Annotated in this window: 8 protein-coding genes; all 8 read left to right on the forward strand. The window is 71.8% G+C overall.

What is annotated here, in order from left to right:
* Positions 1-116 precede the first annotated feature (116 nt).
* Positions 117-1,460 (forward strand): cation:proton antiporter, encoded by a 1,344-nt coding sequence (locus tag ACFU7Y_RS06220; RefSeq protein WP_224273831.1) that lies wholly within the window; start codon positions 117-119, stop codon positions 1,458-1,460.
* A gap of 240 nt (positions 1,461-1,700) precedes the next feature.
* The gene (locus ACFU7Y_RS06225) at positions 1,701-2,864 is read left to right on the forward strand and encodes a hypothetical protein (RefSeq protein WP_224273838.1); all 1,164 of its coding nucleotides are present in this window, start codon (positions 1,701-1,703) and stop codon (positions 2,862-2,864) included.
* Between the two features lie 92 nt (positions 2,865-2,956).
* Complete coding sequence (locus tag ACFU7Y_RS06230; RefSeq protein ID WP_380766615.1) at positions 2,957-5,785, forward strand: AMP-binding protein; 2,829 nt, start codon at positions 2,957-2,959, stop codon at positions 5,783-5,785.
* A 3-nt stretch (positions 5,786-5,788) separates the two neighbouring features.
* A complete protein-coding gene (locus ACFU7Y_RS06235) occupies positions 5,789-6,775 on the forward strand; it encodes a class I SAM-dependent methyltransferase (protein ID WP_224275119.1) in 987 nt (328 codons plus the stop codon).
* A 1-nt stretch (position 6,776) separates the two neighbouring features.
* Positions 6,777-8,381: an MBL fold metallo-hydrolase gene (locus ACFU7Y_RS06240; RefSeq protein WP_224275118.1), complete on the forward strand. Its 1,605-nt coding sequence runs from the start codon at positions 6,777-6,779 to the stop codon at positions 8,379-8,381.
* Positions 8,378-9,664 (forward strand): acetyl-CoA carboxylase biotin carboxylase subunit family protein, encoded by a 1,287-nt coding sequence (locus ACFU7Y_RS06245; protein WP_224275116.1) that lies wholly within the window; start codon positions 8,378-8,380, stop codon positions 9,662-9,664. The genes ACFU7Y_RS06240 and ACFU7Y_RS06245 overlap by 4 nt, the downstream gene beginning before the upstream one ends.
* Positions 9,664-10,515 (forward strand): TauD/TfdA dioxygenase family protein, encoded by an 852-nt coding sequence (locus ACFU7Y_RS06250; RefSeq protein WP_380766616.1) that lies wholly within the window; start codon positions 9,664-9,666, stop codon positions 10,513-10,515. The genes ACFU7Y_RS06245 and ACFU7Y_RS06250 overlap by 1 nt, the downstream gene beginning before the upstream one ends.
* Positions 10,512-11,045, forward strand: coding sequence for a chloramphenicol phosphotransferase CPT (cpt, locus tag ACFU7Y_RS06255; protein WP_224275112.1), 534 nt, complete (start codon positions 10,512-10,514; stop codon positions 11,043-11,045). The genes ACFU7Y_RS06250 and cpt overlap by 4 nt, the downstream gene beginning before the upstream one ends.
* Positions 11,046-11,179: the final 134 nt, after the last annotated feature.

Genomic DNA, 11,179 nt, shown 5'->3' on the forward strand with positions numbered 1-11,179 from the left:
CACGGTGATCCGGCTCGCACCCCCCGGCCTGCGCATCGGGTCCGCGGACCCGGCCGGCAGCCGAGAGCCGGTGACCACCGTCAACTTCCGCCCCGTACACCAGGAGACCGCCGCCCATGCCGTACGCCGCCGCGCCGGTACCGCCGCTACCAGCCCACCAACTGTTCGTCTTCCTGCTCCAGGCCGGGCTCCTGGTGCTGCTCGCGACGGCCTGCGGGCGGCTCGCGGCCCGGGTCCGGATGCCAGCCGTGGCCGGTGAGCTCTGCGTCGGCATCCTGCTCGGCCCCACCGTCCTGGGCAACGCGGCCCCCGCGGTCGCGAACTGGCTGCTTCCGCGCTCCGCGGAGCAGTTCCACCTCCTCGACGCGCTCGGTCAGATCGGCGTGGTCCTGCTGGTCGGCATCACCGGCATGGAGATGGACCCGGCGCTGGTACGGCGCCGGGGCACCACCGCCCTCAGCGTCGGGCTCGGCGGCCTGCTGCTGCCGCTGGGCCTCGGTTTCGCCGCCGGATGGGTGGCGCCGGACAGCCTGATCCCGCCCGGCATCGACCGCCTCGCCTTCGCGCTGTTCATCGCCGTCGCCCTGTGCGTCAGCGCCCTGCCGGTGATCGCCAAGACCCTCACGGACATGCACCTGATCCACCGCAACGTCGGCCAACTCACCCTCGCCGCCGGCATGGTGGACGACGCCGCCGGATGGATCCTGCTGTCCGTGGTCTCCGCCATGGCGATCGGCCACGCCGACGTCGGCAGCGTCACCACGCCGCTCGCCGCCACCGCCCTCGCCGTGGCCGTGGCGTTCCTGGTCGTCCGTCCGCTGGTCCAGCGCGCCCTGCGGGCCGCCGAGCGCTCCCGCGACGGCAACATCGTCGCGGCGGGCGCCACCGCGCTCATCCTGCTCGGCGCCGCGGCGACCCAGGCACTCGGCCTGGAGGCCATGTTCGGGGCCTTCCTGGCCGGCATGATCATCGGCTCCGGGCCCCGTGGCGTCCGTGTCCACCTGGCCCCGCTGCGCACCGTCGTGCTGGCGGTGTTCGCCCCGCTGTTCTTCGCCATGGCGGGCCTGCGGATCGAACTCGGCGCGCTCACCCGGCCGATGGTCCTGGCGTCCGCCGTCGTGCTCCTGCTGGTCGCCGTCATCGGGAAGGTCGCGGGCGCCTACCTCGGTGCCCGGGTCGCCGGGATCGGGCCCTGGGAGTCCGTCGCCCTGGGCGGCGCCCTGAACGCCCGCGGCGTCATCCAGCTGGTCATCGCCACGGTCGGCCTGCGGATCGGCGTCCTGAACGCGACCACCTACACCCTGGTCGTGCTGGTGGCCATCATCACCTCCCTGATGGCGCCGCCGATCCTGCGCTGGTCCATGCGCCGGGTCGAGCACACCGCGGACGAGCAACTCCGGCTGCGCGAGCGCTCGTTCCTCCCGGCGGAGGCCGCCCCCGAACCGCAGCCGGAGACCTGAGGGCCGGCCACCGGCGCCGCAGTCCACGGGAAGCGGGGTGTGCAACTGCCGCCCGTCCGCAGTTGCACGGCGGCACCCGGATTTGTACACCACTTGAGAACTCCGACGCCGATCGACAAAACTCCCAGCCATGCCGAGGGCAGTCACGGCGCAGCCGACGGCAGGCGGTTCGCACGCACGCAACCGACCTCTCTTCGAGAAGACCGTGTCCTTCCGTACGCACCGAATCCGAGAGAACCGATGCCCGGCCTTTCCCTGCGTCCCGACGCGCCCAGTGTGCGGGACATCTTCAGCTTCCTCCGGGACCTGGACCTGGACTGTGACATCAACCCCTGCGCCGCCTGGATCGGAGCCCCCGACCCGGACCGTGTCGCCGACCCCGGCGGCATCGTGGAGTTCCTCCGCTCCATCGGGCTGACCCGGGCGCTGGCCAACCTCCTCGGCATCGACGAGGCCCGGGCGGACGCGACCTGCACGGTGCACGACACGCCCCTGGACGGCGACCCCGAGCAGCTCGCCGACGCGGTGTCGGCGTACCACAACAGCCGTCCGCTGCGGCTCGACGAGGCGGTGCACCTCGCCTGCTGGCCGCACGCGAACGGTGAGTTCGTCGTCTTCGTCAAACTGAACCACCTGGTCGTCGACCTGGCCGACGCGCTGGCCGTGCTGGCCGCGGTGCGCGCCCACCTGCGAGGCGAACCCGTCCGCCGCATCGAGGCCCGCTACCGCGACCACGCGGCACAGCTCGCCAAGTACGCGGCGATCGCGCCGGCCGACCGCGAGGCGGTGGAGCGGATGCTCGGACCGGTGCCGGCCCCCGGCCGCCCGGGGATCCCGATGATCGGCGCCTCCGGCGAGCAGTGGCTGCCGCTGCGCCGGGGCGTGTCCTTCGACGATCTGCTGAGTGCCGTCACGGCCACCGTCCTGCGCGCCATCGGCGGCGGACTGGTGCTTCAATTCCCGGTGTCCCGCTGGGAGTTCGCCCGCAAGGGCGGCTACTTCGTGGAGCTCAAACCGGTTGTGGTGCGCAGCGAGAAGGCATCCGACTACACTCCGGAGCACTTCCTGCGGACCAGGAACCACTACGACTCGCTCGGCCGGTTCACGCTGTCGGACCTCACCTCGTTCGGGGCCGAGGCCGCGCGCTGCCGGACGCCCCGCATCGTCGTGTCGGACACCACGCTGATGCGCCCGGAGCCCGGGCTCTGGCGCTGGATCCCGGTGCGCAGCGCCCGGATGTTCGAGGACGTGAAGTTCCTCGCGGACCGCTCGCTGCCGGGCCCGCCGCTGCTCCGGCTCCAGTACAAGAGCAGGTTCCTGTCGTCCGAGAACGTCGCGGGCATCCTCGGCGAACTCCAGGAGCGGATCGGGGTCCGCGACGGGGCGCCCGAATCCGCGCGGTGACCCGTGTCCCCGCCGATGACCAGTCGTCCGTGAGCTGTGCCCGCCGCACGGCCGCGCGTTCCGAATCAGCAAGCCGAAAGAGGGTGTTCTTCGTGGATCTGCCTGCGCTCGTCGCGCACCACCTCGGGCGGAACGACGGCCTGGTGGCGTTGGAGTCCGACGCGCGGACATGGTCGTACGCCGAACTGGACGAGGCCACCCGGGAGCGCGCGGCGCAGCTGCGCCGGCTGTGCCCCGACGGCGGCCGGGTCGTGCTGGTGGGTGAGCACACCGCCGACGCCCTGATCTGGGCACTGGCCGTGATGCGGTCGGGGCTCGGGTACACCCCGCTCAACCCCGCGCTGCCGGCCGAGCGGATGCGGCAGGCCGTGCGGGTGGCCGCGCCCGGGCTGGTCGTCTGCTGCACCGAGGCCTCGCTCGCGGTCCTGCGCGGGGACGGCGCGGCGGGCCGGGTGCTCGGGGCCGACGAGGTCGCCGCCGCCTGCGCGGCGCAGGCCGACGCGCACGGGCCGCAAGCGGTGCCCGAGGTGTGGCCCGCCGCGCAGGTGGCGTACTCCATCTTCACCTCCGGCTCGACGGGCCTGCCCAAGCTGGTGAACGTCGGCCACGCCGGTGTCGAGAACCTCTGCCGCGCCCAGACCCGGCTCTTCGGCGTGCGCCCCGGCGACCGGATGCTGCAGTTCTCCTCGCTGTCCTTCGACGCCTCCGTCGCCGAACTCCTGGTGGCGCTGTACGCGGGCGCGACGCTGGTGGTACCGGGCTGGGACGGCGGTTCGTGGCTCGGCGCGGTGGGCCGCCACCTGCGCGAGCACGGCTGCGACATCATCACCCTTCCGCCGTCGGTGTACGCCCGGCTGGACGAGGAGGCGCGCAAGGCGATCGGCACCGTCGTGTTCGCCGGCGAGGCCCTGTCCGAGGTGGAGTTCCGCGCGGCCCTGCGCTACAGCCGCGTGCTGAACGCCTACGGCCCGACCGAGGGGACGGTGTGCTTCAGCGTCGCCGAGCCGTCCCGGTTCGCGTCCACGGTCGGCCGGCCGATCGACGGGTACACCGCCCGGGTGTACGACGCCGAGCGCGGCACGTACGCCGAGAGCGGCCGGGGCGAGCTGGTCATGGTGGGCGCCGGGGTGGCGCTCGGTTACGAGGGCCGGTCCGTGGACGAGCCGGGGCCGTTCACCACCGTCGACGGCCGACCCGCCTACCACACGGGTGACGAAGTCGAGCTGCACGACGGCGAGTTGTCCTACCTGGGCCGGATGGACGAGCAGATCAAGCGCCTCGGCCACCGGATCGGCCTGTCCGGGCTGGGCGGCTGGCTCGCCCAGCTGCTGGAGGCTTCCGTGGTGTTGATGGCCGAGGACGGCGCGCTGGTGATGGCGCACACCGCGGTGGACCGGCCCGAGGCGGAGCTGCGGACCTGGCTGAGTGAGCTGCTGCCGCCGTGGGAGATGCCGGACGTCCTGCTCGCGCTGCCCGAACTCCCCGTCACCGACCACGGCAAGGCGGACCGGGCGGCGCTGCGGGACCTGTTGCGGCAGGTCCGGGAGCACCGGGACGAGCAGCGGGCGGACAGCCCGGAGCCGGCCGGCGGAGACGAGACGGAGACCGTCCGCGCCATCGCCGAACGGGTCCTCGGCACCGCCCTGGACCCGGCCGTCTCGATCTTCGACGCGGGCGGGAACTCGCTCGCGCTGGTGCGGATCCAGGTGGCGCTGAGCGAGGTCTTCGGCGAGGACGCCGTGCAGACCGTGTTCGACCTGCTCAACTACGACTTCACCGTCGACGATTTCGTGACCGGCCTGCGCGGCCTGTCCGGGGCGCCGGACTCGCCGGACGGGCCGGAGGCGGGCCTCGAAGCACCCGCGCCACAGTCCCCGCCCGAGGAACGGGTCGCCGCCGCCGTCACCGCGGAGCTGGCCGCGTTCCGGACGGCGCTTGAGGGCCTGCGCCCGGCCTCGGGGGGCGCGGTACAGCGTCCCGTGGTGGTCACCGGCGCCGGCGGTTTCATCGGCGGACACGTGCTGGACCGGCTCCTCGGCAGCGGCCGGCGGATCGTCGTGGTCACCACCAGCGACCCGCGGGAGCTGGTGTCGCGCCACCGTGCGCGCTTCGAGCGGGATCCCGCGGACTTCGCCGGGGTCGAGTTCCTCGGCTACCAGGACATCGAGGCGATCGCCGAGGGTGCCGTCGAGGCGGACGCGCGCTGGGGTGCCGTGGTCCACTGCGGCTACCAGGTCAACCATCTTCTGCCGCTGGAGCGGCAGTTGAACGGCAGCGTCGCCGCCACCCGAGGCCTGGTGCGGGCGGCCGCCGCCCGGGACGCGCAGCGCTTCGTGTTCCTGTCCGCGGCCTCGGTCGGGCCGCAGTTCGTCCCGCTGACCCCGCAGGCGCTGACCGCGGTCCGGGACCCGTACTCGCAGTCGAAGTTCGTGGCCGAGACGTACATCGACGCGCTGGAGGGCGAGCGCTGCGGTGTCGATCTGCTGCGCGCCGGGCTGGTGTACGGGCACACCGCCCGGGAGGGCGGCTTCCTGGAGCGGGACGTGTTCGCGCAGATGCTGCGGCTGTCGCTGCGGCACGGCATGCTGCCCCGCCTGGACCGGCTCGTCCCGGTCTGCCACGTCTCCGACGTCGCGGACGCCCTGCTGTCCGCGGCCGCCTCGGACGGGGCGGGTACCCGTGAGGTACTCGTCCACCGCACCTACGACCCCGACCAGCTGCGGGACGAACTCGGCCTCGGCGAAGCCCGGTCGGTGAGCCCGCAGGAGTGGCTGAACGCCATGACGGAGGACGCCACCGCCGACGTCCGGATCCTGGCCGGGCTGCGGGTGTCGCTGGGCGAGGCGGGCACGGGCGAGGCGGTCCGCACCACGGACCGGCCGATCATCAGGGAACTCCGACTCACCCACCTGGGAGCGTAGCGAATGGACACCGAGAAGGGCTGGTGCCGGGGCAAGCCCCTCGATGCCGCCGTCATCGAGGACGAGATCAAGGCCAGGACCGAGCTGCGGGCGGGCGACTTCTCCCGCTGGGAGCAGCCCGGGGGCCACTGTCTGCGGGAGGAGCTCACCGGCCGGCCCGAGCGGATCTTCGTGTTCCGGGTCGGGGCGCGGTGGTACGCCGGGTACAAGACGATCTCCGACTACGTCCTGGACCAGGACATGCCGGGCCTGCTGTGCAGCCGGGTGCACTGGTACAACGTCGTCGGCGAGGTGGAGTCGATCCGCACCTCGATCGGCGACGCGCGGGTGGTCTTCCGCCCGCTGGACGAGTCCGCGCGCCAGGTGGCGTTCGAGGCGATCACACCGCTCACCGAGCTCGTCCACCCGTTCACCAAGCAGCGGGAAGCGGGGCGGGAGAAGACCAGCCCGCCCGACGGCTGGCAGGTCAGCGAGGAGCGGGACGCCTTCCTGAGCCTGGGCGAGGACCACATCCGCCGCTACACCAGGGAACTGTTCGGCCCGGTGTTCGGCGCTCTCACCGAGGACGTCCTCGCCTATGACCCGGCCTGCTCGACCGGTCGCTTCCTGTCCGACTTCGCGAGCCTCGATCCGGCCCGGATCAGGACCGTCGGCCAGGACCTGAGCCTGCAGATGGCCGAGTTCGCCCAGCGGCGTCTGGAGCGGGTGTACCAGGGCGACGCCATGAACCCCAGGCCGGAGCCCGGCAGCGTCGACATCCTCTTCAGCCGCTTCCTCAACGCGGAGGTGGTCTCCACGGCCCAGGCGCGGGAGATCCTGCCGCGCCTGGTGGCCACGCTGCGCCCGGGCGGCACGATGGTGCTGCTCGGCCACACGCCCCTGCTGCTCGACGCCTTCGACCTGCGAGGGGCGGGACTGCGGGTGCGGCAGACCACCGCCCGGCAGGAGGACTACGTCTTCCAGTACTACGTCGGTGAACTCGGAGACTGATGTGACCCTGTCCCTGAAGCGGAACGTCATCGCCGAGCCGGCCGTGGCCGGGTGGTACGCCTGGTCGTACCTGCTGCCGCCGCAGACGCTGGCGAAGTACCTGAAGAACCACTACCGGAGCATCGTCGAGTCCTACCTGGAGGATCCCGGGGCGCACCGCACCGCGCTGAAGCAGGCCCGCTTCCAGGGCGGCCCGTTCGTGCACGAGCAGGGTGAGGACGCGTACGGGAAGATCGAGCACTGGTACCAGGACGCCCGCGAGCAGTACGCTCCGCTGCTCGAACTCGCCGACGCCATCGACGAGTTGGAGCAGGAGATCCTGCCCGGTCTGACCGGGGCGACGACGGAGGCGGTGTACCGGAAGCTGCCCGAGCCGCTGGCCGGCCGTGTGGAGCTGTTCTACGGGCGGGACAACCGCACGCCCGACTACCGGTTCATCGAGCCGCTGCTCTACGCCTCCCGCCACTTCACCCCCGGCCTGCAGCAGGTCCGGTTCTCCCGCGTCACCGAGGACGCCCGGAGCTTCGCCCTCACCACGCCCGTGCTCGAATACACCCCCGAGCAGCTGCTGGTGACCGTTCCGCTGGACTCGCCGCTGCTGGACGCGGTCTTCCGCGGCGGCCTCACCCCCGAGGAGCTGGACCGGATCGGCGCGGACCTCGGCCTGACGGGCGAGCGCGCGCAGACCTTCCGGTCCTTCTTCGAGGAGGACCCGGACCCGTCCGGCTCCCGGCCGGACGGCAGTGGCGAGGACGTCATCGAATACCTCGGCCACGCCTGCGTGTTCGTGCGGCACCGGGGTACCACGTTCCTGGTCGACCCGGTGGTCAGCTACAGCGGCTACGAGCACCGGAGCGACGGCAGGTTCACCTTCGACGACCTGCCCGAGCGCATCGACTACGTGATGATCACTCACAACCACCAGGACCACATGCTCCTGGAGACCCTGCTCAAGATCCGGCACCGGGTCGGGCGGGTGGTCATCGCGAAGTCCGCCAACTCCAGCCTGGTGGACCCGGACCTGAAGCGGATCCTGGGCGTGCTCGGCTTTCCGGACGTGGTGGAGCTGGACGACCTGGACTCCCTCGACACCCCTGGCGGCGCCATCACCGCGCTGCCCTTCCTCGGGGAGCACGGCGACATCCGGATCCGCACCAAGTGCGGCTGGCTGCTGGACCTGGACGGCACCCGGGTGCTGTTCGCCGCGGACTCCACCAACGTCTCGCCCCACCTGTACGCCCAGGTGGCGGCGGCGGTGGGCCCGGTGGACACCGTGTTCATCGGGATGGAGAGCGTGGGCGCTCCGGTCAGCTGGCTGTACGGGCCGCTGTTCCCCGAGAGGCTGGAGCGCCGGGTGGACGCGGGCCGCCGCCTCAAGGGCAGCAACTTCGAGCAGGCGGCGGCGATCGTGGACACCCTCCAGGCCCGCTCGGTCTACGTGTACGCGATGGGCCAGGAGCCCTGGTTGGGAGCGGTGATGTGCATCGAGTACGACGAGTCGCACCCGGCGATGGTCGACAGTGACAAGCTGGTCGGCTACGTCCGGGAGCGGGGCGGCACCTCCAAGCGGCTGTTCCTCCACGAGTCGATCGCGGTGCGGCCGTGAAGCCGGGCAGGCAGCACGTCGTCCACGTCGGCTTCCACGCCTCGGAGGCCCACACCGTCGACTTCGAGGCCGACCACGTGACCGCCGTGATGGCGCGCGGCAGCGCCGAGCGGCTGCCCGCCGAGCTGGCGTCCCGGTTCGCCCGGATCGCCGTCCTGGACCTGCCGGACGCGGACCCGAACGACCTGGACACGTACGATCGCGCCGCGGACCGCATCCGTGACCTGGTGGCCGGCCTGGCCGCCGAGTTCGGGCCCCCCGCCGCGGTCGTGGGGCTGTACGAGCACACCACGCTGCCGGCCGCGCGGCTGCGCGAGCACTTCGGGGTACCCGGCACGACCGTGCGCACGGCCACCCTGTGCCGGGACAAGGTGCCGATGAAGCACGTGCTGGCGCAGGCCGGCGTGCCGGTGCCGCGCCACCTGGCCGTCGGGCCGGACACGGCGTTCACCGAACTGGAGCGCTTCGCGAGCGGGTTGACGGGGCGGGTCGTGCTCAAGCCGCGCAGCCAGGGCGCGAGCATCGGGGTGCGGATCCTCGACGAAGGCGCCGCGCTGCTGGCCCTCGCCGCGGCGGGTGGCATCGAACCGGGCCACGAGGCCGAGGAGTTCATCGACGGGGCGATCTACCACATCGACGGGGTGGTGCGCGACGGCACGCTGCGCTGGTTCTGCGCCTCCCGCTACCTGGACACCTGCTTCGACTTCCAGCACGGGGACAGCCCGCTGGCCGCGGTGACCGAGGACGACCCCGCGCTCGCGGAGCGGATGCGGGAGTTCACCGCGACGGTGGTCCGCGTCCTGGGGCTGACGGACAGCGTGATCCACCTCGAACTGTTCCACACCCCCGCGGACGAGCTGGTCTTCCTGGAGATCGGCAACCGGTTCGGCGGCGCCGGCATCTCCTGGCACCAGCGCACGGTCTTCGGCGTCGACCTGGCGCGGGAAGCGGTGCTGGCCTGCCTCGGCAGGCCCTCGGAACTGCCGTCCGCCCCCACCACGATGCTGGACCACCGGGAACCGGGCGCCTCCGGATGGCTGTACATGCCGTTGCCCGGGAGGAAGCTCGGCCGGGTCGTCGAGGTCACCGCACCCGAGGACCTGCCCGGCGCGGTGCTGGCCGCCGACCTCCCCGCGGTGGGCGAGGTGCTGCGGGCGAGCGGCAACGTCTGGCCCAACGGCGGGAGGTTCCTGGTCGTCGGGGAGTCCATGCGCGCGGTGGAGCTGAGCATGGCGCAGATCGTCCACACCTACACACTCACCACGAAGACGGGAGACGAGTGATGGCGCGAAAGAAGCTGGGCACACACATCGGGGTGGTCGTCGACGACTACCGGCTGGACCCGGCCGACCCCGGACTCCGCGACTTCGTGATGGAGTTGCTGCTGCAGCACAAGGCGGTGTTCTTCAAGAGCCAGCACCTCGACCGGCACACCTTCGCGAAGGTGGCGCAGCTGATCGGCAAGACCGAGGTGCACCCCTTCCGGACCGAGGACGAGCCGGCGGTGGTGGGCATCTCCCCGTTCCAGCCGTACCACGAGTACCCGGAGATCACCGGCATCTACCACGACGCGAAGGTCACCGGAAACCTCAACTCCTGGCACAGCGACCTCAACTGGCGGGCCGTGCCGACCTTCGCGTCGATCCTGAGGGCCGTTCAGATCCCGCCCCGGGGCGGCGACACCTGCTGGGCGAACATGGGCAAGGCCTTCGACTCGCTCAGCGACTCGGTGCAGAAGGAGCTGGAGGAGCTCCGGATCGTCCACGACTGGGTGCAGATCTACCGTTCCGCCTTCGTCGACCACGAGGACGTGCTGCGCCAGCTGCAGGAGAAGTACCCGCCGCAGTCCCACCCGCTCGTGCTCACCCACCCGTTCACCGGTGAGAAGATACTGTTCTCCAACAAGGTCTCCGGCGTCCGCATCGAGGGCGTGAGCGCCGAGGAGAGCCGCCGGATCCTCGACATGGTCCATCTCCTGGCCTGGCGACCGGAGTTCCAGTGCCGGTTCCAGTGGGAGGAAGGCGACGTGGCCATCTGGGACAACCTGGCGGCGCAGCACTACGCGGTCTCGGACTACTGGCCGCATGACCGGAAGATGGAACGAATCACCTTGGAAGGCGTGCCGATCAAGTGACGACACAGATCATCGTTCTCAACGGCGGATCGAGCTCCGGCAAGACCGGAATCACCCGCTGCCTGAAGGCAGTCCTGCCCCAGGTCTGGCTCAGCCTCGGCGTGGACGACCTCATCGCGGCACTGCCGGCGACCCTGATGCAGTCGGGCACGGGCGTGGAGCTGGGGCAGAACGGCGAGGTCTCGGTGGGTGACGCCTTCCGCCAGGCGGAGGCCGCCTGGACGGCGGGGATCGCCGCGATGGCGCGGGCGGGCGCCAGGGTCATCATCGACGACGTCTTCCTCGGCGGCGCCGCCTCCCAGGAGCGCCTGCGCGGACACCTGGAGGGCCTGGAGGTGCTCTGGGTCGGCGTGCGCTGCGACCCGGAGATCGCCGCCGGCCGCGAGGTGGCGCGCGGCGACCGGGTGGCGGGGATGGCGGCCTCGCAGGCAGAGGTCGTGCACAAGGACGTCGTCTACGACGTCGAGGTCGACACCGGCACCACCGAGTCCATCGAGTGCGCCCGCATCATCGCGGCCCACGTGGTCTGACCAGGAGTCATGACCGAGGGGCCGCCCCCGGCACCCGGGGCGGGCCCCCCGCGCGGCACCCCCCCGGTCTCTTATAAACAAAACCCACCCCCCCCCACTCAACTTAATATCGGGTTGGGGCTGGTGGGGTGTGA

The sequence above is a fragment of the Kitasatospora sp. NPDC057542 genome (assembly GCF_042801945.1).
Taxonomy (GTDB): domain Bacteria; phylum Actinomycetota; class Actinomycetes; order Streptomycetales; family Streptomycetaceae; genus Kitasatospora.

Coding starts and splice junctions, on each gene's coding strand:
- ACFU7Y_RS06220 (WP_224273831.1), top strand. CDS start 117: ATGCCGTACGCCGCCGCGCCGGTACCGCCGCTACCAGCCCACCAACTG.
- ACFU7Y_RS06225 (WP_224273838.1), top strand. CDS start 1,701: ATGCCCGGCCTTTCCCTGCGTCCCGACGCGCCCAGTGTGCGGGACATC.
- ACFU7Y_RS06235 (WP_224275119.1), top strand. CDS start 5,789: ATGGACACCGAGAAGGGCTGGTGCCGGGGCAAGCCCCTCGATGCCGCC.
- ACFU7Y_RS06250 (WP_380766616.1), top strand. CDS start 9,664: ATGGCGCGAAAGAAGCTGGGCACACACATCGGGGTGGTCGTCGACGAC.